The 22,896-nt window shown below is 38.8% G+C and carries 21 protein-coding genes and 1 pseudogene; 5 read left to right on the top strand and 17 right to left on the bottom strand.

Annotated elements, in window-relative coordinates; genetic code table 11:
* Positions 1-152: 152 nt before the first annotated feature.
* The 6 genes from V6984_RS14070 to V6984_RS14095 form a co-directional block, all read right to left on the bottom strand.
* Positions 153-380 carry a hypothetical protein gene (locus tag V6984_RS14070; protein WP_342756247.1) on the bottom strand — a complete coding sequence of 76 codons (228 nt, stop codon included), beginning with the start codon at positions 378-380 and terminating at the stop codon, positions 153-155.
* Positions 381-466: 86 nt separating this feature from the next.
* Entirely contained in the window at positions 467-1,351 is an 885-nt protein-coding gene (locus V6984_RS14075) for a GGDEF domain-containing protein (RefSeq protein WP_342756248.1), read from the bottom strand.
* Positions 1,352-1,424: 73 nt separating this feature from the next.
* Positions 1,425-1,658, bottom strand: a complete 234-nt coding sequence (locus tag V6984_RS14080) for a hypothetical protein (RefSeq protein WP_342756249.1) — start codon at positions 1,656-1,658, stop codon at positions 1,425-1,427.
* Positions 1,659-1,727: 69 nt separating this feature from the next.
* A complete protein-coding gene (locus V6984_RS14085) occupies positions 1,728-2,171 on the bottom strand; it encodes a GNAT family N-acetyltransferase (protein WP_342756250.1) in 444 nt (147 codons plus the stop codon).
* Positions 2,172-2,494: 323 nt separating this feature from the next.
* The gene (locus V6984_RS14090) at positions 2,495-3,922 is read right to left on the bottom strand and encodes an MFS transporter (RefSeq protein ID WP_342756251.1); all 1,428 of its coding nucleotides are present in this window, start codon (positions 3,920-3,922) and stop codon (positions 2,495-2,497) included.
* Positions 3,923-4,375: a MarR family transcriptional regulator gene (locus V6984_RS14095; protein ID WP_342756252.1), complete on the bottom strand. Its 453-nt coding sequence runs from the start codon at positions 4,373-4,375 to the stop codon at positions 3,923-3,925.
* A gap of 432 nt (positions 4,376-4,807) precedes the next feature.
* Between V6984_RS14095 and V6984_RS14100 the strand changes: the two genes are divergently transcribed.
* Both V6984_RS14100 and V6984_RS14105 read left to right on the top strand, forming a co-directional pair.
* Positions 4,808-5,008, top strand: a complete 201-nt coding sequence (locus tag V6984_RS14100) for a cold-shock protein (RefSeq protein ID WP_342756253.1) — start codon at positions 4,808-4,810, stop codon at positions 5,006-5,008.
* 277 nt (positions 5,009-5,285) lie between these two features.
* Positions 5,286-5,711 (top strand): hemerythrin, encoded by a 426-nt coding sequence (locus V6984_RS14105; protein ID WP_342756254.1) that lies wholly within the window; start codon positions 5,286-5,288, stop codon positions 5,709-5,711.
* Between the two features lie 15 nt (positions 5,712-5,726).
* Here the strand turns inward: V6984_RS14105 and V6984_RS14110 are convergent, their stop codons facing one another.
* Positions 5,727-6,479 (bottom strand): AraC family transcriptional regulator, encoded by a 753-nt coding sequence (locus tag V6984_RS14110; protein ID WP_342756255.1) that lies wholly within the window; start codon positions 6,477-6,479, stop codon positions 5,727-5,729.
* Between the two features lie 262 nt (positions 6,480-6,741).
* Here V6984_RS14110 and V6984_RS14115 point away from each other — a divergent pair, with 262 nt between their 5' ends.
* On the top strand, positions 6,742-6,927 hold the full coding sequence (locus V6984_RS14115; protein ID WP_342756256.1) for a hypothetical protein: 186 nt from the start codon (positions 6,742-6,744) through the stop codon (positions 6,925-6,927).
* A 69-nt stretch (positions 6,928-6,996) separates the two neighbouring features.
* On the opposite strand, the gene V6984_RS14120 is transcribed toward V6984_RS14115, so the two are convergent.
* The 7 genes from V6984_RS14120 to V6984_RS14150 form a co-directional block, all read right to left on the bottom strand.
* The gene (locus tag V6984_RS14120) at positions 6,997-7,269 is read right to left on the bottom strand and encodes a peptide deformylase (RefSeq protein WP_342760014.1); all 273 of its coding nucleotides are present in this window, start codon (positions 7,267-7,269) and stop codon (positions 6,997-6,999) included.
* 89 nt (positions 7,270-7,358) lie between these two features.
* The gene (locus V6984_RS14125) at positions 7,359-10,109 is read right to left on the bottom strand and encodes a glycoside hydrolase family 2 TIM barrel-domain containing protein (protein WP_342756257.1); all 2,751 of its coding nucleotides are present in this window, start codon (positions 10,107-10,109) and stop codon (positions 7,359-7,361) included.
* Positions 10,110-10,141: 32 nt separating this feature from the next.
* A complete protein-coding gene (locus V6984_RS14130) occupies positions 10,142-10,936 on the bottom strand; it encodes a response regulator transcription factor (RefSeq protein ID WP_342756258.1) in 795 nt (264 codons plus the stop codon).
* Entirely contained in the window at positions 10,933-12,645 is a 1,713-nt protein-coding gene (locus V6984_RS14135; protein WP_342756259.1) for a sensor histidine kinase, read from the bottom strand. The genes V6984_RS14130 and V6984_RS14135 overlap by 4 nt, the downstream gene beginning before the upstream one ends.
* Positions 12,646-12,747: 102 nt before the next feature.
* Positions 12,748-14,496 carry a hypothetical protein gene (locus tag V6984_RS14140; RefSeq protein WP_342756260.1) on the bottom strand — a complete coding sequence of 583 codons (1,749 nt, stop codon included), beginning with the start codon at positions 14,494-14,496 and terminating at the stop codon, positions 12,748-12,750.
* A 41-nt stretch (positions 14,497-14,537) separates the two neighbouring features.
* On the bottom strand, positions 14,538-15,437 hold the full coding sequence (locus tag V6984_RS14145) for a carbohydrate ABC transporter permease (protein WP_342756261.1): 900 nt from the start codon (positions 15,435-15,437) through the stop codon (positions 14,538-14,540).
* A gap of 32 nt (positions 15,438-15,469) precedes the next feature.
* Positions 15,470-16,318 carry an ABC transporter permease gene (locus V6984_RS14150; protein WP_342756262.1) on the bottom strand — a complete coding sequence of 283 codons (849 nt, stop codon included), beginning with the start codon at positions 16,316-16,318 and terminating at the stop codon, positions 15,470-15,472.
* Between the two features lie 746 nt (positions 16,319-17,064).
* On the opposite strand from V6984_RS14150, the gene V6984_RS14155 reads away from it, so the two are divergent.
* Positions 17,065-17,511 (top strand): cupin domain-containing protein, encoded by a 447-nt coding sequence (locus V6984_RS14155; RefSeq protein ID WP_342756263.1) that lies wholly within the window; start codon positions 17,065-17,067, stop codon positions 17,509-17,511.
* Between the two features lie 254 nt (positions 17,512-17,765).
* Here the strand turns inward: V6984_RS14155 and V6984_RS14160 are convergent, their stop codons facing one another.
* The gene (locus tag V6984_RS14160) at positions 17,766-19,760 is read right to left on the bottom strand and encodes a methyl-accepting chemotaxis protein (RefSeq protein ID WP_342756264.1); all 1,995 of its coding nucleotides are present in this window, start codon (positions 19,758-19,760) and stop codon (positions 17,766-17,768) included.
* 727 nt (positions 19,761-20,487) lie between these two features.
* Between V6984_RS14160 and V6984_RS14165 the strand changes: the two are divergent.
* Positions 20,488-20,742, top strand: a pseudogene (locus tag V6984_RS14165) (transposase); the annotation flags it as partial.
* A gap of 374 nt (positions 20,743-21,116) precedes the next feature.
* On the opposite strand, the gene V6984_RS14170 reads toward V6984_RS14165, so the two are convergent.
* Positions 21,117-22,466, bottom strand: coding sequence for a tyrosine-type recombinase/integrase (locus tag V6984_RS14170; protein WP_342756266.1), 1,350 nt, complete (start codon positions 22,464-22,466; stop codon positions 21,117-21,119).
* Between the two features lie 205 nt (positions 22,467-22,671).
* Positions 22,672-22,860 carry a DNA-binding protein gene (locus V6984_RS14175; RefSeq protein ID WP_342756267.1) on the bottom strand — a complete coding sequence of 63 codons (189 nt, stop codon included), beginning with the start codon at positions 22,858-22,860 and terminating at the stop codon, positions 22,672-22,674.
* Positions 22,861-22,896: the final 36 nt, after the last annotated feature.

Below are 22,896 nucleotides of genomic sequence, written 5' to 3' on the forward strand. Positions count from 1 at the left end.
TATATTGTCATTATATTCTTAGTCGGCTTTAAGATTAAAACATAGCCCCACGCTTTGTCAAGTAGATATTAAATGAGCGAAAGCAGATATACTGCTTTCGCTCACTTTTATGTGATGTGCCAGGTGTGTTTTACATTGCACATCTATCATATTTACTTTTTCTGGGATATGTAGGATTCAATCGCCTCCGTTATTTCATCAGGGCTCAAGCCCGACGTATTAAGTAGGTCGCTCAGGCTTTCCAAATCCTTCAGCTTCTTTTCATTATACAAGGCTTCTAACTCACTTTGCTCGGACTTGATTCTTGTCTGTAAACTCGATATTAATGCTTCTTTTTCCGCAATTCTATCCTCCAGCGGTTTTTTCGGTCTCCCTGCCATATTCTACCTCCAATAATAAATTCAATTATTATATAATATATGGACAGGTTCGAGAAAATATACATATGCAATCAACCTTACATCTGCTATTTATTTTTTTTGTGCCGTTTTTTGGAGACATACATATTTTCATCAGCCAAATCAATCAGTTCTTCCGCCGTCAATCCGGAATCCGGCATTGTCATTACACCAAGTGATGCTTTAATCGTAATTTCAGTATCCTGTACAGAAAATACTTCGTTGCTAAAATTATTCTCAATCTGTTCAGAAATACGAAGTGCGGCTTCCTTGTCGGCATTATTCAGACATACTACGAACTCATCTCCTCCGTAGCGGGCTACCCAATCCGTTTCGGTCCGGATACTTCCCTGAATTAATTTCGATGCCCTCTCCAAAAGTTTGTCACCAGCCGCATGACCTAACGTATCATTTACCGTTTTCATATTATCAATATCGATAAAAATCAAAGACAATGGCCTTTGTCTGGTTACAGCATTTACAATGTCTGCGGGCAGACGTTCGTCCAGAAATCTACGGTTGTAAAGGGATGTCAATTCATCGCGGATTATCATGTTGCTTATGTCCTGAATGGCATTAAAAAATATTTCCCCCTTGTTATAGTCACCCGAGCCAATCATCATAGTGTCTGTCGCATTTTTTAAAAGTTCCAAAACTACAGGCTCCTGATCAGAATCTATCGGTAAAGCCGTAACCAGCATAACCGCTTCGGGACTGTGCTCCAATTTTATAAAACTCTTCTGTTCACGGTATGCTCTCATTGAAACGCAGTTTTCACAAATCTGCCCATTCCCCCAGTAATCATAACAAGCTTCACATGTATGCTCTGTGCCGTTACTGCGATAATCTATCACTCTTTTATGGATTGGATCTACAAGCCGAACTACATCATACATCTTATGAAAAAAATCCAGATTTTTCTGTAATTTATTTAAAGTTATCTTTTCAATCATATATAATATTATCTCCTAAAGACATATTATAATAAAGTCTTACTATATACAATACCATTCTATCGGCATGTAATCAATCTTTCATTCTTGCCTGTTCTACCAGACCACCGCATACACGACTTAGTGGTTCGGCATTAAACCCATCTGGCCTAGCATAATAAACTCCCTCTGACTCTATAATCTTAACATTAGAAACTTCATTCCATATATCTTTATAAACTTTTTCTGTATCAATTTGATTTCCATCTCTGTCTAAAAATAATTCAATCAGCATTCTTTTAACCCCTTCATCTTCATAAAACACCATTTATTTATTCTAAATATAATGCCCATTTTATCTCTATATTTATCATCGTAAAATACACTTTAGTATTAATCAAGAAATTATATCTAACTTCATAATAATTTCACCATCTTCAATTTCTCCTGTTTCTATAAAACCCATACTTTCGTATAAATGCTTTCCAACAACATTATCAGGAACATAATCTAAAGATACATAGTCAAACTTACCAGTTTCTTTGATTAACTTAAGAGCGTACGCCAAAGCTTTTCTGCCATACCCCTTACCTTGTTGATTACTAGCTATCATAAATCGCCATATGCCACATTCTCGTTCTTTTTCATTCCAATCAAACATCATAAACCCTATGATGTCTTCATCGTTATATATGGCATACGGTTTTGCTTCCTCAGGATAAAGCCAAGCCTGCGCTAACGAATATACATTAGAGGCTACATACTTACTTTGTTCTTCATTTACTTTCATCCCCACGACTATTCTAAAATTATTTTCGTTTATTTCTTTTAATGATACCATATGGGAGTCCCTTCCGTTCATTTATTTGAATTCATAAATATAACATATTAACAATAATATTTGCACGAAATCATATCTGGAGGTATTTATGGGATACTAGGTTCAATCAATATTTTTACATTAATACAACCCTTCTTTCAAAGGAGTATAACCTTCCGAATATAGTATTATTAACATAAGCAGTTTTATTGATATTTTTTATAGAATAACCGGCTTGAACAGACCACTTTAGATTGATATAATAAGTATGTAATTTGGTTTATCCATTACTCCATGTTTGTATTAAATAAGTACTCTGTCAGACCGCCATTCTAACAGAGTGCTTATTTTTTTTCATTTTTCCTTTTGACTAAGCGAATGGCTGTTAGAACAGCACCAACGGCACAAACACTCGCAGCTGCAATATAAGCACCTTTCATACCATAGATAAATACATCATCCCTGCCTTCAATATAAGTTGAGACATCATAACCGATTATACTGCTCATTCTGCCATAGAGAATAAGAATAGCCATGGCAATGCCAGTAATCATTCCAAGATTTCTAACCAGCGCATTTACACTGCCTACAATACCCAGCATGTTCTTTGGAGCATTGGATAAAATCAAGGAATTATTAGGAGATTGAAACAAGCCGTTTCCAATGGACATAATAACAATATAAATAATCAGAATATACAAACTGGTGTGTTCCGTTAAAGTAGACATTAAAAATAAACCGACACTGTTTATCAACAATCCTATAAAGGTTAAAATTTCCGAACCTATTTTATCAGATAATGCTCCGCTTAAAGGAGCCACTACAGCCAATACTACCGGAAATACCATCATAATCAGTCCGGTAAAACTGGGTGAAAATTTCAGGGTATTTTGAAGATAAAAGGGCTGAATAATCGTTAAACTGTTGATGGCGATAAAGGATATAAAGCCGCAGAATATACTGAGAGAAAATAGCTTATTCTGAAACAGTTTTAGTTGCAAAAGAGGTACTTCCATCCTATTCTCAACAATAATGAATGTAACAAATGATAACACAAATAAAATAAATCCGCCAATGATATATGGATGTCTATAACCATAATCTTCACCTATTAACAGGGACCCGAATAAGGATACGATGGCAACGGCAAAGAGTATTGCACCTTTAATATCCAGTTTTTCATCCGAATTTTCAACTGATTTAGGAAGCAATCGGAATGAGAGGAAATATACAATGATACCGATAGGAACATTAATCAAAAAGATATAATTCCAATCCAGAGAACCTACGATGAAACCTCCTATAGGCGGACCTGCCAAAGAACCAAGTGCTACAAAGGTGCCGTTAATACCAAGGGCCCTTCCCCTTTCCTGAGGAGGGAATACCTGTGTTATAATACCCTGATTAGCAGACATGGTTCCAGCGGCACCGATAGCCTGTACGACTCTTGCGAAGAGCAGAAAAGGAAAAGATCCTGCAATACCGCAGATAAGTGAGCCCATGGTAAAAATTATAATACCAAAGTTAAAAATCTTGGTTTTTCCTATGATATCGCCCAGTCTGCCGAAAATTAATATGGTACCTGCAATTACCAGCAGATAAATAGAAACTACCCAGGAAATTGCTTCCGTACTTATAGACATTTTTTTTGCCATAGTAGGTAATGCAACGTTAACGATACTGCCATCTAACGTTGCCATAAAAGTCATTAATGCAATATTAAATAAAATAACATTTCTTTTCATATAAACTTTATCGTATGCCTGATCCATTTAGTCACTTTCCTCGTTTTCTAATCTGTATATTTTTATATTTCCCAAAACCTTGCTCAAAAGATCTGTAATATCATCTTTTTCTTCTTCCGTAAGGTTCTGTGTCATAATCCCATTCCATTTAGCTAATTCTTCCTTCATGGAAGGAATAATAAGTTTTGCTTTGTCCGTTAAATAAAGACAGTAAGCCCTGGAATCTTTTGAATTGGTTTCTTTTCTTACATAACCTAAATCAATTAGCTTTTTTATAACTCTTGCCGATAGAGCTTTATCTACTGCCAGCTCTTTACTGATCTGATTCTGACTGATTCCTTCTTTATTATATAGAATCATCAGATAGGGATAAGTACCGCTGCCCAGCGAATATTTTTTAAAAACTTCATTGGTGTATTCCAAAGTATTACGATATATACCTCCCGTTAATTTCGTAATAGGAATTCTTGCTTTCTGCATGTTAACTCCTTTTCATTTTTCCTTAATGCATTCCATCATTTGATCAAAACTCACGGCCTTGGGTTTTTCTTCTTAATTATCATTTTGCTCTCCTCTATGTTTTTTTATTACATATTGAGAATAGCTAAATATTAAATCAAATTAGTTGACATGTCAACCTTATTCCATTGAGGTTGGGTAAGCAAATTAAGATTTTCCCATAAAATAATATAATCCATAATTTTCTTTTATCTCTTTTTTCTTATGCATGTGATTGTTTAAATATATAAAATAAATCATTTGACATTTAAACTCTAGTGTGTTATATTATAATAGTATTTTGATAAAGTTTTGATTTCACATATTTTTTGTAAGTCATTATTGTATTGATGATTTACAAAAGATATGTGATTTTTTATTTAAAATATAATTAAATTAAAGGAGGTATCTTTTATGAATAAAGGTACAGTAAAATGGTTCAACGGACAAAAAGGTTTTGGGTTCATCTCTGATGAGCAGGGTGATGATGTATTCGTACATTACTCAGGTCTTGCAATGGATGGATATAAAACATTAGACGAAGGACAGTCTGTAACATTTGATGTTACAAAAGGTGCACGCGGATTACAAGCTATCAATGTTGTCATTGCATAAGTAGTATCCTAAAAGATCACTTTCTAAGTGGTCTTTTTTTGTTCCATTTATTACGCCCTCATCTAACTTTGAAAGCTTATTCCGCTTCCAATTATTATATTATGTTAACCATGTTCGCTCCTGATATAATGTGACCCAATTTTTATCAAAATGCTGTATTGATAAATTTTATCGCTTTATTTATCTTAAACTTCTACGTTTTTACTATTGTTCCTAGTACTTTAGTAATATATAATTATGCTGTTACTTTAGTTATACATAAAATATGGGAGAGGAAATGTTCGATTTTAAATTTGATTGGAGCAAGGAAGTTGAGTGCGGGGTTGAAATTATCGATGCGTTGCACCGTGAGTTTTTTCATATTGGCAGAGACATAGAGCAATTATTAATGAATGAGTGTATTAATGTCTCCGATAGCCAGCTTTTAAATATTGTGTGTTCATTAAGAGACTATGCTTCTTATCAGATATACACTAAAGAAGCATTGATGAAAGAATACAGATATCCCAAAACATATATCCAACGTAAATCTTTGTATACTTTACAGGAAAGCATTCTTTCCATTGACATAAATGAACTTGGAAGAACACCGCAAATAGCTCTTACCAGGCTGAAAGAAGATTTGCAAACATTTCTGTTTAATCATATTTTAATTGAATCAAGTGAATTTGGCAGATATCTAAATTCATGCGGTGTACATTAAAAGAAACTTTACTTCTCAATTCATTCTACAAACAGGAATCCATATCTCGCTTTTATAATCCGGTCTGCTTGTATCAGGACTTTCGTTCCACAATAATTCAGGTCCCCCTGTCAATTCATATCCTGATGTCGGGAACCATTCGGCGTATATTTTTGCCCATGTATCCTGAATAGCATCCAGAAAAGTACCAACCACTTTGAATACTGCCCAGGTGGAGGCTTCGACATGCAGGATGTCAAAGTCGTTTGAAGCGGTTTTGGAAGTTGCAACTCCAATATACTGGTCAAGCTCGGAGCCTTCTGCGGTACGCTCTTGAAAATTTGCAGAAACGCTAAGTATACCTTTTGGCTCCATGTCACATAAGCTTTTCAGATCAGCAATAATTTGTGGGGTCAGTTTCTGTATCAGCGAGTTCATATGCGGATTGATACCTTTGAATTGTATTGTAATCCTCTTTTTAAACCCTACAATATAAAATGCGTTCTTTTCGACAATACGATAATTCATTTCAATTCCTCCTTTAATTGTTAATTGGAAAGTCATTGGGGGCAAGACTTTAAGGACGATATTTTTGTTTTTTGCCTGAGATGGTGTTACTCCATGCATCGCTTGAAAGGCTTTACTAAAAGCTTCAGGTGATTCATAGCCAAGTTGTAACGCTAAATCAATGACTTTTACCGGTTCAGTTTGCAATAATATCCCCGCTACTGACAGGCGTCTGCGGCGAATATATTCCCCTAACGGCATTCCTGCAAGAAAAGAAAACATTCTGCGAAAATGGTATTCTGAACAACCGGCAATGTGCTAAATCTGATTTAACTCAATATTACACATCAAATTCCTTTCAATATACCCCATAGCTTCATTAAATTGAGTCAATACATTCATCCTTAATTCCTCCTTCCAGAATAATCATATCTAAGTTTCCAATTAATTTCCTGATATTTTTGTTGCGGATAATAACGGGTTTCAAATGCTCATAATTTTTCTTTTCCCGCACATACTAACAAGAAAACAGGAGGTCACTCAAATGAAAGCAACTGATAAAGATAAATCCATCTCTACCATACCTCACGGCATCTGGGAGGCCACACCATCCAAACAAAATATTAAAAACCCAGGATCTTTAACAACCGATCTGCAAAACAACGGTTATCCTGCCGAACCATTGCCAGGGCCCGAATCCCTTCAAAAAGACAGACCGGGAGAAGATTAATCTCCCGGTACATAATCCACATACTCAATTATTTTATCCCTAAACAATATCCCATCTAAATGGTCAGTTTCATGACAAAGACACTTTGCCCCATATACCAGGATAGCTTAGGCAGCCCTCAATAACAAGTTCTTCTCCTTCGGATTCAACAATTTGAGGATTTATCAACTTTAATAACCCCTGTCCCATATTAGCAACAACTAAACGACGCAATATTCCAACTTGACACGCGGCTAATCCGCCTCCATTTTCTGTACTATACATTGTCTCCGCCATATCATTAAGGATTTCTCTGATATGATCATCGACCTTATCAACCGGTTTGCTTATTTTGTGTAAAATTAATCATCAAACATTCTAATCTCTCTGATAGCCATATGCATACCTCCTGCTGATATCTGCACGGGATTTTCACTCACTTTCTTCGAAAATTAATCAGTACCTGCCATATAGTTCATAATACTGTATTCCAGCCATCTGGCAGGAGCACTGTCTCTTTGCCTGCGCAAATCCCAGGTACATACGAACAGTCTTCCCTCTCCTGCCTTCCGTTCAAACATATTGCCCAGCTTGTGGTTTCTTGTGGAATTATCAATGGTCCACACAATCGGTTCCACGGGACTGGCATCCAGTATCAGCGCCCGGGAATGAGACACCATGTCATACCATTGGGGCGTTGTATAGAATTCCGTAGGAAAATACTGAAATACCTTATGGTCTTTCTCGATATAAAGGCCATGTGTTCCAACGGGTAACGGCTTGCCCATGCTTTCCGATATGGAGCGGAACATCGGATAACACCAAAAATCTGTGCAATAGGTGCCGGACACGGAATTAGTATCGTCCAGATGTTCCGGATATAAAAGAACCTTTCGTCCCTGCTCAAAATACTGTTTTGCTTCCTCTGTACTCCCTGTAACGATGACAGCCGAATCCCCTTTTTTATCGGAAAGCGCCGGTACTTCCTTGGGGTAGACCCATATATCATACCGGTTCTCAATCTCTGTTCCCGCCAGCCGTATATGAATCGACCATTTCTCCGGCTGCGCAAGTTCCGGCAAGGTAACAGTCATGCGGCCCAGCTCATACACTCCGTTTAAAAATTCGCCCCACGAGACCTCTTTCCGTGAGACAAGGCTTTTTTCTTCTTTGTAAATGCAAAGCTCCACCTGAGGGTCCACAACCGGCTGTGGATGAAATATCGCTAGCGTTATCCCTAAATCAATCTGCTCGCCCCCTTCATATACCAGTCCCGGCAGCATGGCCAGAATTACCCGCTCCGAGCAGAATTGCCGCCACTCTTTAGGTGTGATGATTCCTTTACTCTCCATAAAAGCATTCAAGATACCGATGCACGCTGTTCCCTGACCAGTAAAATCCTGAAGATCCAAAATCTGAAATCCTGCCAGTTCCTTACTGCGAAGTGCCGTCTCCAGCTCCAGCTTATAGCAATCTGCCGCAAATCTTCCCGAAGCCCGGAAAAAACGTTCGGCCATAGGAAGCATTCCTTTTTTCTCCATATTCCTTTTAAACACTTCCAGATTTCTTGCCTTTAGGACACCGGTATACCGGTCGATTTCCGAAAAATCCGGATACATAGCATACTGTCCTATTTCATGGGATACCACCGGAACCCGGGGAATCAGCTCTTTCTCTTCTTCCATTTTTACCGTCTTTATTCCGGTTCCGAACTGAATGGTCACATAGTTCTCCCCTCCGTCCCCTTGTTCTATTTCAGGCGGGCGTATTACCGAATCATAATCATATACCGTATCCGGAGGCATCGTCTGAATATGCCCCTGAGGTGCATCGCACATGGCATAAGAACCTCTGAACAGCCGTGTTTTAGAAAAGCGTACTCCGCAAAAGAAATCTTCATTTTCCAATATGCAGGGCATAAACTGGAAATTATTGGAGCCTTGAGTATACAAATGTCTGGAATCATATTTCTTATAATCTCCCAATATTCTATTCAATCTGCTCTTACTGCCCCATAATTCATTCCCCAAAGACATCATAACAAAGGAGGGATGGTTTCCGAACTCATCCAGAATACGAAAGCCCTCTTCCATCAAATACTTCTGCCCTCTCTCGTCGTGGCTTTCTTCTCCCGGCTCCGTAACCGTCCCCCAGAAAGGCAGCTCCGGTTCCATATATATGCCTAGCATATCCGCAGCCGTAAAAGCCGCCTCCGGAGGACAGCATGTATGAAACCGGTAATGGTTAATGCCGTACTGTTTCGCTGTTTCAAGCACTTTGAGCCAGCTTGACACATCGGCAGGCGCATGTCCGGTCAAGGGGAAAATCATGCCGTCATGCTTTCCTCTGAGAAAGGTCCGCATACCATTTATTTCAAAATAATTTCCCGCCGCCTCAAAATCCCTCAATCCAAAGGAATAGACATAAGAATAAAGCTCCCGGTCTTCTGCGCCGGCCGCCTGTGACAATTCCATATGCAGCCGATATAGGTTGGGGGTATGCTCACTCCACAGCTGCGCCGTCTCCTCCAACGAATAGCGAAACCGGTTCTCGCCCCGATATAACGTATGCCGAACCGTCGGATAGGTATGGTCGCCGCCGGATACAAAAATGGTTAAATCCTCCTCTTTTGTACCTTCCAGCTCCAGTCGCACGTCGATATACCGCCCTGCCCCGTTTGGATATATTCTGACCTTGTCCAGATAGCTATGGCCGTATTCTTCTATATAGATTCCTCCGGTAATTCCATTCCAGTTGCTCTGAGTATCCGGTGAGGTCATATGTCCTCCCGTTACCGGATAGGACGTATTATCAATCATAATGGTGATTTTTCTGCAAGTCTTCCCATAAGGCGTGACTCGGTACCGATGTGAGGTACACAGACTATCTGCGCTTCCCACATAATCTTCGTCTATCCACACATGAGATATTCTGGTCCGCTCCAATACAAGAAAGAATTCTTTTCCCTCTGCCTCTGAAAAGTCCACCTCTCTGGAATACCACGTATATCCCTCAAACAACCATGGATCGGTTAAATGCCCTGTATTCTCTTCTCCGGAAGGCGTTCCTTTCCCTGCCGTCGATACGGTAGCCGGAAGGTCGATGATATCCTCGAGCGTTCTGTTATAATACTGCTTTTTAATTCCCTCTTTCTCTTTATCGAGGCAGAAGTTCCAAACTCCCTTCAAATCTATTTTCTTCATTTTCATTCCTCCGTCCATTGACAGTATGGGGATTATACCGTTGTAAAATTCTTTCTTATTTCGCTTGGTGTAATATCAAATAAATTTTTAAACTGCTCCGTAAAGTAGCATGGATTCTGATAACCTACCCGGTAGGCGATTTCATTGATTCTTAGTTCCGAGTGCTTTAACAGCTCCATAGCCCGATGCAGGCGATAACGCTTAAGATAATTGGTAATTGTAATGCCAATTTCTTTTTTAAAAAGTGTGCTTAAATAACTCTCATTCATTTTAAACTGCTCCGCAATTTCGCAAAGGGTAATTTCCTCCGCATAATTTTTACTGATATAAATCATTACCCTCTGAATAGCCGGATGAATCTGTTTTCCCCGGCCCACATCGGATGCAGTCTCTTTCCCCGTCCAGATTTCGTTCAGCAGCTGTGCCGCGCCTTCCTCATCTTGCTTTTCTGTTTCCCATTTTCTCTTCTCACTCAGTATCCGAATATTTTCCTCAATCTCTTCCGGTTTGACCGGCTTCAGGATATAGGCACTGACGCCCAGACGTATGGCTTCCTGAGCATATGCAAATTCGTTATACCCGCTGACAATGATGATATCCGGCCGTTTTCCCCGCAAATATATTCTCTGAATCAGTTCCAAGCCGTTGATTTCAGGCATATTGATATCTGTAATGACCAACTCAAAAACCTCTTCCCTGAATTTCCTAAGAGCCTCCTTTACGCTGTATGCTCCGACTACCTGATCGACGCCCAGCTTACTCCAGTTTACATATTTCATAATTCCCCGCACGTGAACCGGTTCGTCATCAATAACCATAACCTTCATTTCATTCCCCCCATTTCTTTAGGCAGTCGGATACGAATCAAGGTTCCCGATTGCCTATTGCTCGTTATCTCATAAACAAAATGATTTCCGTAATAATAATTCAATATATTGCCGATAAATTGTATTCCGATACCAAAGGAGTCTCCATCCGTCTCCCTGTTCATTCTGAACTTTTGAAGCACTTCCTCCGGAATCCCATCTCCGTTATCCCAAATTTTAAATTCTACATTTATGCCGCAATCCTTCGCATTAATTTCAACTTTCCGGTTCCCCGGAGCCGTTATATTTCCATGGAGCCATATGTTTTCTACTAAAGGCTGCAAAATCATTTTCGGAACGGTAATATCCTTCAATTCAGAGTCCATAGTAAGCTTAACTTCAACCACATGATCCCAGCGCATTTGCTGAATATTAATATACGCCCTTACCAGATTTAATTCCTGTTCTACGCTCAGCAGGCCCCGTCCCTTATTCAGAGACAGCCTGTAAAAAGCAGTTAAATCATCAAGCATAGTGACTAGCTTGGGATTTTGGGATTCCAATGCTTCCCATCGCATTACCCCAAGTGTATTATACAGGAAATGGGGATTGATTTGGGATTCCAGACTCTTAAATTCGAACTTTTGCTTTTGGCTCTTGACCTCCGCCATTTCATCAATTACGTTTTCCAGTTTTTTCAGCATACTATTGTACTGCGCTTCCAATACGGCGACCTCATCCCCTGTTTCATGAACGGCAATATAGCTGATATCTCCCTGAATCTGCTCCATTTTCTCTCCCAGCTTATGCAGCCGTTTAAATACATGGTTCAGCAAAATACTAAGAGCCATTCCCGAAAATATTCCATAGCTTAAAAGGATAAGCCCTACCACAAGCTTTGCATGCTTTACCTGATTCTCAAAATGGCTGGAGGATATGAAAACCCAAACATTCCACTTTTCATCCACAGAGTTCTTCATAACCATAATATTATTTTGCTCCGCGATACTTCCTTCCTCATAATCCAAACGGGTATCCGGCAAAATATTACTCATGTGCTTTCCCACTGCATCGGTTTCGGAAGAAGCTATTATTACATTTTCTTCATCTGTGAGATAGACAAGACCGGCAATATCTCCTTTGATTTCGGTTACCGGTCCAAATGCTTCCTGACTGTCTATGCCTATTCTTATATACGCCTCCACATTATTATAAAGAGCGGATATTTTCTGATATCTGCACAGCAAGGCTGTTTTGTCATCCAATTCTGTAATCCAGCCGGTATTCTCAAGCACAGCGCTGTCGAATCTGTCATTAAAAACATATTTTCCGTCCTCCCCAATATCGCTTCCCTGCTGATACACTTCCAGCCGCTTAATAATGGAGGAACGCGCCATGTCCTCGCTGAGCGTATATTTTATGCTGGTCAGTGCCTCCCATACCTGCTCATATTGTTTGCACCGATTAGATAAGGATTTGTAAATAATATGGTTATTGCTTAATCGATATAGGATATTTCCGTAATTCTCCTTTATCACCTGAACATCCTCCACTATTTTCTCGGAATTGGACCTCATATTCTGTACTCTTTCATCTTCCAGAGAACGGAAGAGAAATGCGGACAGCACCATCCAAGTCACTAAATATACAATAATCAAGGATGCTATGTAAATCAAAATAATTTTTATTTTAATTGAGTTTTTTATATGGAAAAGCAGCTTTTTCATCATTCCTTTGAAATCCCCCTCTGAGAAATCAACGATAACAGCACCAAAAGTTCCCCATACCAAACGGTACGGGAAACTTTATCAGAGCATAAATTCAGGGAGAAACTAGTTTTGACTCTGTTCCTGATATAAGGTCATCCATTCCGCTTTCATCTGGGACCAGTTAGCCCTTAACTCAAGCTGTTCCTTAAATTCATCGTATACCTCTTGGAACTTGTCATCCGAATCCGCCATAATAAGCTTGGCCGTATACTCATCTACAACATTATGAAGGGATTCCAGACTTTTTGCAATTACACTGTCCACATCGGCCTTTACGGAATCCATATCGTTGATGGCTCGGTGATTTACAATATCGCCGCTAATGTATTTGCACCACTGAGACACCAGATTCGCCCCCGCCTTATTGCCGCCGGTATTCTGATTCCACCATGCATACCATTGATTGCTGTAGCTGGCAAACTGCCAAAGCTGATGAGTACAAGCCGCGACTCTTGCACTGTCGCCGGAATCTCTTTCCACCTTATAACTCGCCTCGAAATCCCAAGTGCCCGCATCCTCATCCACAAAGTCCCATAAAACGCCTCTGGGACCTTCATTCACTTCCTGTCCTATATAAGGGCTTGGTTCATTGACCCATTCCAAAAAATTCAGTACTGCGTTCAAATGAGCGGTGTCCTTATTAATATACACCATATATCCCGGATTGGGATTGACATAGGAGGTATAAGCTTTTTCCACTCCTTCCACCTCCGGATTGGCAACCGGCTCATAATAGAAGGTTACGCTGTCATCGCCGCTGTCATAATTCTTCCAGGTTTCATTCAGCCCCGATACCCATAAATCTGTTGTAAACATACCAATCTGTCCGCTTGTGATTTTCTCTTTAAATCTTTCCTGAGACATCGTGGTGGTCTCCATATCTATCAGGCCTTCCCGATACATTTTATTCATCCAGAAATATGCTTCTTTATAGTTGGGATTATCATATAAAAATACCTTTTCTCCATTGTTATCCATGACCGCCGGCATTCCGCTGACACCATTAGCAGTATCTACGCCAAAAGTAGACAGAATGATTCTCTCTTCCGGACTCTGGCTCTTGCTCTGTCCATAGGACTGGGCAAAGGATAACGGAATAATGTTGCTGCCGTTTTCATTCTTTAATTTAGCAAAGGCACGCAATGTTTCCTCCATTCCTTCTATCGTTTTCAAATCCTCCTTGGTTTTACCCGCCTGTTTCAGAAGATCTATCCTGACCCACCATGCATCTACCGTCCAGCCTCCCCAAGGCTCATCATACTCTAAAGCATAATATCCGGGAATCCACCATAAATCACCGGAACTGGTCTTTATGTAATCCTGCACCTGGGAATCAATATTAGGAATATTATTCAGCTTTTCATTCGTGTAGATATCATTCAGATTCATGACTCGGTCTGCCGTAGTCAAAGCGCTCTCTACGGATTTATCATATGGAAAAATCATAATATCCGGAAGATTGGCTCCGCTGCTGAGCTTCAAGTTGAGTGTGGTCATGTAATCATTGCTCTGCATATACTCAACCTGATAATCAATTCCCAGCTCATCTTTCATGACCTGCTGAACCTTGGTGTTATTCGGACTTTCGGAAGTCCATCCGGCCAGTATGGTAAACTGGTCCGTAGTCTTACCGCCCTCGCTCTCAGGCACATAGAATCCTTCTGCCGTTTCGGTTCCGGAAGCGTCTCCGGCCGCATTTGTTTCCCCCACGGTACTTTCTGTTTGTGCTTCCCCGCCGTTTCCGGCACATGCCGTAAGAGACAGCAGCATAACTAACACAAGCAATAATGCTAAACCCTTTTTTTGTTTCATAGTATCCTCCTTTATATTTATACACCGGTTTGCGGTGTTTTTTACTCCTTTACAGATCCAATCATCATACCCTTCACAAAGTGTTTTTGAACAAACGGATAAACACACAGTATGGGTACCGTACCGATGATTACCGCCGCCATTTTCACAGAAGTAGCTGTCATCTTGGATGTCTGAGAAGCTCTGACCGCCGCCTCCGCAACAATAGCATTGTTACTGGACATCAGCCCAAGATTATCCGCTTCGAACAACCGTTGAAGGTAGGTCTGTACCGGAAGCAGTCCGGTTGAATTCACATAAAACGCTCCCGAATACCAGTCATTCCAATGATATACTGCGATAAACAAACCTATCGCTGCCAGTACAGGCTTGGAAAGAGGAAGTATGAGCTTTAAAAATATTTTGACTTCTCCCGCCCCGTCCATTAATGCTGCTTCCCTAAGGCTTGTCGGAATTTCCGAAAAGAATTTCATCATAACAAACATATTCCAAATATTAAACATATTGGGAATCACATATACCCAGAAGGTATCCACCAATCTCAATCGGGACAATTGAATATAGTATGGGATGATCCCTCCGTTAAACAGCATAGGAATTAAAATCAAGTACATTAATTTCTTCCGGTAGGGCAATTCTTTAAAGGAAAAACCATATGCGGTAATACCTGTTACCACCAATCCCAGTAAAGTACCCAAAACGGTACGCCCTATCGTAATTAGATACGCACGCTGTATCACTCCGTTTCCCAGCACATATTCATAATTGAATGTTGTAAATATTCTGGGCAGCAAATACAAGCCGCCTTTCAAAGAATCCAATCCCTCGTTCAGGGAATACACAATGATATAATATAGAGGGTATAATGTAATCACGCACAATACCGCTAAAAAAGCCGTATTAAACACTCTGAATATTCTTTCTCCTAAGCCTGCCTTCATTTTTATGTCATTCTCCTTTCAGCCTTTTTACCCTACCAAAGCCCTTCTCCGTTGACCGCATTAGCAATCTTATTTGCTGTAACAATAAGCAGAAAACTGATTACCGAAGATACCATGCCCACTGCGGTAGCAAAGCTGTATCTTCCTTGCTGCAGACCGTTCATCAATACATAAGTATCCAACACGGTGGACACCTCCAGATTGGCATTATTCATCAGCGGATATACCGCATCCACACCTGCATTGATAATACCCGGAATTCCAAGTATCAATAAAAGCACAATGGTCGGACGAATGGAAGGCAGGGTAATATACCTCATCTGATTCCATCTTCCCGCTCCATCCAGTTTGGCTGCTTCGTACATTTCCTGACTAATCCCGGTTATTGCTGCCAGATAGATGATAGTCCCCCAGCCAACTTCTTTCCATACACTGGCAATTACGACCATAGGGACAAACCATTTGTTCTCTCCCATAAAATAAATCGGCGAGCCGCCCAGTTTCACTATAAGCTCATTAATCAGTCCATCGTAGGGGGACAAAAAGGAATTTAGCATATATACTACCACCACCCAAGAAATAAAATGAGGAATATAAGTTATTGACTGTACAATCCGTTTGAACCAGACGCTTCGTACCTCGTTAATAAGCAGTGCCAGAATAATAGGGGCAGGAAATGTAACTGCAAATCTGGAAACGGTCAGCAACATAGTATTTTTTACCACTCTCCAGAATTCATTGTCCCTTAAAAACCAAAAATTATCTAACCCCACCCAGGCAGCATTCCAGATAGTATTTCCCGGTCTAAAATCTCTAAAGGCAATCTGGAGGCCAATCATCGGAATATAATTAAATAATATCAGACACACTAGTCCAAACATTATCATAATATACTGGCATTTATACTTTTTCAGATTATAAAAAAATCCGCTCTTTCTTACCATGCTTTGTTTGTTCCCTTCTTGTTTCTTATCCTTAAAATAATGTAACACAGTCCTTTTGGGCAAACAACCTAACATTATTTGGATTTATATAACACTCTTTGTTCACTATGTGAGAATCATCCCGATTCGATTTTTATTTTTCATGTTTTTTGCATAAAAAAAATCAGGTATTCTTCCATATTATTATGGCAAAATACCCGTTGAATTCTTTCTTTATATTTAATAGATGCCAAGTACAGACAGTAGCCACTCTAATTGGAAACTGCTAACACTAAAAATCGTAAAATGTTGGTTTTCCGTAAACGTCGTTCCCCTACATGTGTTAACAATAATTCCAATATGCGTTCATTTTTATCAATAGTAAATATAATATAACGAAATTTATATAAAAAGATTAATTGACTGCAGAATAATATCTATAACAGCACAAAAAGGCAGCGCAATAAAGGAACGTTACGCCGCCTTTCTCCATAGTATGAGGGGTTTATGATGAAACAATAATTATTGTATTAAGCATAATCATTAGCCCAATACTATATTATTCAATTCGACAGATTTTGCAACTTGGTCATGTGTGGTATATACATATCTAAATAATGCCTGTCATAGTTATCAATAACCTACATAACTTAGTGCAACCGACTCATATAATACTATTATCAAATCTATCAAGGAGTAACTACATGGACTTTAACACCTGTGAGTCACCCGATAGCCAAAACACTTTTGGTGAGGGCTCAATTCCCTACATAATTAATTTAAGACAAGAAGTTCTTAATAACACACATTTCTTTGCCACAAGATGGACTACCAGAACTATTCAATTTGCGCATATGTCCGTACCAGTCGGCGTAGAAACCGGGTTGGATGTATATTATAATTCAACGTTATTTCTTTACATTGAGCAGGGAGAAGCATTAGTAATCATGGGTTTCTGCGAAGAATGCCTTGATATTCAAACACATGTGTATGCAGGCCATGCAATAATTATTCCGGCTGGTACCTGGAATAATGTAGTTAACACCGGCAATTCCGACTTAAAAATGTATGCCATCTATTCTCCGGCTCTTCATTCCTACAATGTTGTTTTCAGGACAAAGGAAGAATGGACCTTCCACAATGGATCTTGAAAAGGTCGCGGATACAGAAAAAGGCAGCGCCCGGGGTATACCTGCATTGCGTTGCCTTTCCTGTGCGGGTAAAAAAAAACCACGATTACCAATTACATCTAATGACATAACCTTGAATAGAGGATAGAAAAGAATGCCCGACTTGCCTAAATATTCCGCTGCTCATGTCGGCTTGTCCACAGGTGCGGCGTCCGCTTTTACATACATCATCTTATACCGTTTTCGACAATTATCACAGCCTTATATGCTCAATTTTAAAGCTTAAACTTTCTTGTTTCTTTTATCATTTCCTCCATGCGATCACGTAAATTAGAAGCTGATTCAGCTATTTGCTCAGAGGAACTGAACAACTGTTCCATCGAAGCACTTATCTCTTCCGTTGCCGCAGATGATTCCTCTGAAATTGCTGAAATCTGATCCAATTCTCCCATAATGGAATTTGTTTTCTCGTTAATTCTTTCTGCAGAATCATTAACATTTTTAATCTTAGGAAGAATATTCTGTACAGAAACAACTATTTCATTGAATGATTCAAGTGTAATATCTATTACGTCTGTCTGATCCATAAATTCTTTGTCCAATAATTTAGTAGATTCCTCGATTTCAACATTCCCTGCACTGATTTTGCTAATTAAATCGTTAATTCTTTCCGCAGAATTTTTAGACTGTTCCGAAAGCTTTCTGATTTCATCAGCAACCACCGCAAAGCCCTTTCCCGCATCTCCTGCTCTGGCGGCTTCAATAGTCGCATTAAGTGAAAGGAGATTTGTCTGTTCCGAGATACCATTAATTAATTTAGTAATATCATTTATTTGTTCTAAATTCTGACCTAATATAATTATTCTATCACGGAATATACCGAAGGTATTATTCGTATTTTTCACTGACTCAGATAAGCTTTCCATGTTTTGATTACTATTTTCTGATAAGGTCTTAATTCCGTAAGTACTTGTATTTACATCCTTAATATCTAACACAATTTGTTCCATATTTCCAGAAAAAGTATTCATATCCCTTGCAATAGATGATATTGACTCCGCTTGTACCGCGCTTCCTTGTGCAACGTCTTGAATAGCATCGTTCACCATGCCCACAGCTTCATTCATCTGACCTGAAACCTGAGATAAATTCTCCGCATTTTCATCAACTTTCTCAGAATTATCAACCACCAGCTTAAACATGTCGCTTAACGAATTCTGCATAGTGTTAAAGGCACGCATCATTTGTCCAATCTCATCCTTTGTCTTTAGCTTATTTTCTTCAATTACCTGCGTAAAATCGCCCTCAGACATTGGAATCATATACTGTGTTACCATACGAAGATTCTTTGCAAATTGATTAGCTATTACATACACTATAATAACAGAAACAATAATTGATACTACTGCCAGAGTAACCAGAATATTTACCAATTGATCAACCTGTGATAAGACCTCACTTTTAAGTACACTAACTGCCAAAGACCAGCTTGTCCCGCTCACAGGAGCATATGCCAATTCTTTATCCTCTCCGTTATAAGTGTACTCCCCAATTCCCTGCTCTCCCCTTATCATTTTTTCTTCCAGTGTGGCCAGCTCAAGCAATTCACTGTCATTTTTAACGTTTTCTAAATCATTGTCCATTTTTTCAACTAATTCATTATTATAATGAGCGATTTTTACTCCTTCAGCATTAAGCATAAATGCTTTGCCCGATTGACCAACCGTTATCTCATTAATCATATTACTGATTTCATTACTATCTTTGGTCGCGGTAAGTACACCAACTACTTTTCCATCATTTATGATAGGAACAGCATATACGACAACGATAATACCTTCTGTTGAACTCATCAAAGGATCTGAAACATTCGCAGTTCCATTAACAGCCAATTTAAAATAATCCCTTTCAGATATGTCTGCATTGGTACTATTACTAAATATTATATGTCCATTGATATCTGAAATGCCTATTTTGATATAGTCTCTTTCTTCAATTACATTTGCAAGACTTTTTAGTTTCCGCTCAATTGTTAAACTATTATTTAATATTTCAGAACGAGACGCAATTGCGCTAACATACTCCAGGTTTGACTCCACCTTGTTGGCTATTAAGTCCGCAGACCGATCAGCTAAAGAAACTAACATGGAATTCGTGGTATCATTTAGTGCCTGGGTCGAATAAAATTTCGTTACCAAAGTCATTGCTACAATAATTCCTATTACTAAAGCTGTAATTGAAACTATCATTTTTGATTTAATACTTTTCATAATAATCCTCTCTTGTATAATATTTGTTCGTTAAAATATTATCATAGCGGCTTTCAAATTACAATGTTTATGAAATTATTTGGCATTTTTTGTAAAAAAACAAAAAAATTTGATATTTATTTGTTTATATAATCCCCTTTCGATGATTTATCATATAACAGACACATGTTTTTGATAGGATATCTCAAAATATTGATAAACTTACAGCAACTTGCTACTTGCCAAAGTATAATTAAGCAAAATACTTATGGAGAAAACCTAATTGAAAATCATTCGAAAGCAGTTAGCCTTCTTTTTCTACATGTTTTTTCTGTTGTAATCTTGTTCAATATATATCCGTCTCCCAACCCATCAGTGACTAAACCAAACAAATTATGCATTTCTTTACTTATCCTATACAACCCAAAGTGAAGGGAATATTACGATTTCAATCATAAACGAGTGTTATAATAAGCCACAGCGTGATAGGAAAGCTGAAAAGGTGTTAAACACACAATCCAAACAGGAAGAACCCGCAATGGTCGGAAAGGAAACTTCACTCCATTGTAATTAATGAAATTGGAAAAAGCGCCGCCAGTACATTACTCAACTAATACAATTCTAATAAAAATTGTTTTTACTATATGAAAGGATCGCGGCGTGCAAAAAATATAAAAGGGAGTATCCCAAAGTTTGTATAAACCTCCAAACTGATGTAAGATAAAAATACTCAGTTTGGAGGTTTATTATGGCAAGGAAAATGGAAGAAAAAATCATCTCTATGTACGCAAAGGGCATGATTACCAATGACATTGAAAGTCATATGCGAGAACTGTACAATATGGATATATCCGACAGTACCATCGGGATTGATCTGAATGGAATAAAGGATGTCCTGATCGCTTGTGTAGACGTTTCCTTTGATGGAAAATGGAGCGGGAAATACCCCAAAATAGCAAAATCATGGAGTGACAACTGGGTAAATCTGACCACCTATTTCAAGTAACCGGAAGTCGTATGCTCTCCTCGCTCTCATCACTGTATCAAGACTACTACACCATTTGAATTTTTACTACACCATTTACTACACCATTACTACACCATTTTCGCATCAAATAACATGGATTTACATAGATTTTTATTTTCCTCTCAAACCCCGCAAACACCTATGAATATGCCATTCTTCCACACTCCCACTACAACTCATAAGGGGTCACCTGATACACATAGTAAGACGTGCAAACATTTGTTCTTATTAACTCGTGAGGGCTTATAGAATCTAGGTTCTTAGACCACCAACACCAATTTCGTTGAATTTGACTCCAATTTTGGCACCTGAAGATTTTTGAGCATTTTCTTAAAGAGCTTTTGGCTCTCTCAGGTACCTACGGAAGCCAGATAGACGATGTTCTTCTTTCTTTTACTTGTATGCTTGGTAGTATCTTCGATTTCGTTTGCATTTACGTCTTTTTCTATATCTTTCGCTGACTTTTGAAACGTATGATTAAACTTATCAAATCGTTCCTGAATTGTGGAATCTGAAACATCCAGTGTATTGTCCAGAACCTTTTCTAACTTAGTCATCTCTTCCTGCGAATGTTCCTTTAATACATGAGTGTATAAGTCCATGGTCATCTGTAACGTGGCATGCCCCAGATACTGTTGCACTGTTTTTGACTTGATCCCTGCTTCAAAACATCTGGTCGCAAAAGTATGTCTGAAACAATGGGGACTAAAATATTCAATTTTCTCCAGTTCATCCCTGCATAGGTTCACGTTTTCCAAAACTGCCTTAATGGCATCGGAATAGGTCTGTGTATTAATTGGTGTTCCAAATTTGGTGGTGAATAAGAGTTCTTCAAATCCTGCAATTGGCTTGGCAGTCATTCTTCCCATGACAACGTTTCGTTGCATGAGCTGTTTCTTAAATGCCAATGCACATTGCTGATTCATCGGAATTTCTCTTTTGCTTGATTTGGTTTTTGGATCATCAAAATGAAATGTCTTTTTCTCGTCTCCTTCAAAGGTCTGATAAACAAGGGTCTTATTTACGCGGATAAGAGAATCTTTAAAATCAATATCCTTCAGGGTTAAGGCACATACCTCGCCAGGTCTTAGACCTGTAGATACGGCAACCACAAAAAGATTGTCATAAAAGGTGCCCTTGGAACATTCAAAAAAACTTGCCTGTTCTTCTGGTGTAAGTACTCTTGGTTCTTTCTTATCATGAGCGCCTAATTTGATTCCTTTTGCTGGATTCTTGTAAAGCATGTCATTAATCATAGCTTTATCAAACATATCCTGAAGCAAAATACGAACCTTATTCCGACTCTCAAACTGTAATCCCTTTGCATCCATCTTTTTTAGGAGCTGCAAAATCTGTAATTGTGTAATGTCCAGCAGTTTCATTTTTCCAAGAACTGGTGAAATGTGCATCCGATAGATTTCCATATAACGTCGTTTGGTATTGGCACAAATGGTATTTTCCTTGTAGTGCTCCATCCATGTTTTGAACCATTTGTCTAAGGTAATTGACGTTTTACACAGATTCATATGATTCGTATCTTCATAAATTGCTGTGTTTAATAACGTCTTCAGTTCCTTAAGATCACGGCTCTTTACTTCCTGCCGCTGACCAAAACGATTGGTAAATCGTCCAACATATCTTCCATCTTTTCTCTGCATAATTCCTGTGCCCAGTTCTTTGCTACTTAAATCTTTTCCCATAAACAGGCTCCTTTCGTAAACGAAAACAACCTGCGTTATAGGAATCGTAAGTACATAGCAATATATGGACTTATTATACTATAAAACAGGCTGGTTGGATTATATTATTTAATTTTTTATCTGTAGTTGCCATAAACTTGCTTAATATAACAGACACCGTCTGTTGAATTACCGTTTCAAGGATTATCGCTAAAATCATCATAAGCTAATTCCCGCTGTATCGATCAAGCCATTGATCTAATCTCCTCTTGTTGGCGTAATATCGGTTGCCGATTTTAAAGGTATATGTGCTTGATGGGTCTTTCAATAATTCTCTTGCTTTGGTTTTGCCTATGCCTAGATATGAGCAGAATTCTTCTAAGTTTAATAGGGCTTTTTCGGGTTGTTTATTCATGTGGGACCTCCTTTTGTTAGTATACGGTAAACCATG

It is taken from the genome of Kineothrix sp. IPX-CK, assembly GCF_039134705.1.
Classification (GTDB): domain Bacteria; phylum Bacillota; class Clostridia; order Lachnospirales; family Lachnospiraceae; genus Kineothrix; species Kineothrix sedimenti.

Excerpts from the sequence above, each read along its gene's own strand:
- V6984_RS14135 (WP_342756259.1), bottom strand. The coding sequence starts at position 12,645 with ATGATGAAAAAGCTGCTTTTCCATATAAAAAACTCAATTAAAATAAAA.
- V6984_RS14130 (WP_342756258.1), bottom strand. The coding sequence starts at position 10,936 with ATGAAGGTTATGGTTATTGATGACGAACCGGTTCACGTGCGGGGAATT.
- V6984_RS14070 (WP_342756247.1), bottom strand. The coding sequence starts at position 380 with ATGGCAGGGAGACCGAAAAAACCGCTGGAGGATAGAATTGCGGAAAAA.
- V6984_RS14155 (WP_342756263.1), top strand. The coding sequence starts at position 17,065 with ATGGACTTTAACACCTGTGAGTCACCCGATAGCCAAAACACTTTTGGT.
- V6984_RS14080 (WP_342756249.1), bottom strand. The coding sequence starts at position 1,658 with ATGGTGTTTTATGAAGATGAAGGGGTTAAAAGAATGCTGATTGAATTA.
- V6984_RS14100 (WP_342756253.1), top strand. The coding sequence starts at position 4,808 with ATGAATAAAGGTACAGTAAAATGGTTCAACGGACAAAAAGGTTTTGGG.
- V6984_RS14150 (WP_342756262.1), bottom strand. The coding sequence starts at position 16,318 with ATGTTTGGACTAGTGTGTCTGATATTATTTAATTATATTCCGATGATT.
- V6984_RS14105 (WP_342756254.1), top strand. The coding sequence starts at position 5,286 with ATGTTCGATTTTAAATTTGATTGGAGCAAGGAAGTTGAGTGCGGGGTT.
- V6984_RS14095 (WP_342756252.1), bottom strand. The coding sequence starts at position 4,375 with ATGCAGAAAGCAAGAATTCCTATTACGAAATTAACGGGAGGTATATAT.
- V6984_RS14115 (WP_342756256.1), top strand. The coding sequence starts at position 6,742 with ATGAAAGCAACTGATAAAGATAAATCCATCTCTACCATACCTCACGGC.
- V6984_RS14110 (WP_342756255.1), bottom strand. The coding sequence starts at position 6,479 with ATGTTTTCTTTTCTTGCAGGAATGCCGTTAGGGGAATATATTCGCCGC.
- V6984_RS14085 (WP_342756250.1), bottom strand. The coding sequence starts at position 2,171 with ATGGTATCATTAAAAGAAATAAACGAAAATAATTTTAGAATAGTCGTG.
- V6984_RS14075 (WP_342756248.1), bottom strand. The coding sequence starts at position 1,351 with ATGATTGAAAAGATAACTTTAAATAAATTACAGAAAAATCTGGATTTT.
- V6984_RS14170 (WP_342756266.1), bottom strand. The coding sequence starts at position 22,466 with ATGGGAAAAGATTTAAGTAGCAAAGAACTGGGCACAGGAATTATGCAG.
- V6984_RS14160 (WP_342756264.1), bottom strand. The coding sequence starts at position 19,760 with ATGAAAAGTATTAAATCAAAAATGATAGTTTCAATTACAGCTTTAGTA.
- V6984_RS14140 (WP_342756260.1), bottom strand. The coding sequence starts at position 14,496 with ATGAAACAAAAAAAGGGTTTAGCATTATTGCTTGTGTTAGTTATGCTG.
- V6984_RS14125 (WP_342756257.1), bottom strand. The coding sequence starts at position 10,109 with ATGAAGAAAATAGATTTGAAGGGAGTTTGGAACTTCTGCCTCGATAAA.
- V6984_RS14090 (WP_342756251.1), bottom strand. The coding sequence starts at position 3,922 with ATGGATCAGGCATACGATAAAGTTTATATGAAAAGAAATGTTATTTTA.
- V6984_RS14145 (WP_342756261.1), bottom strand. The coding sequence starts at position 15,437 with ATGAAGGCAGGCTTAGGAGAAAGAATATTCAGAGTGTTTAATACGGCT.
- V6984_RS14175 (WP_342756267.1), bottom strand. The coding sequence starts at position 22,860 with ATGAATAAACAACCCGAAAAAGCCCTATTAAACTTAGAAGAATTCTGC.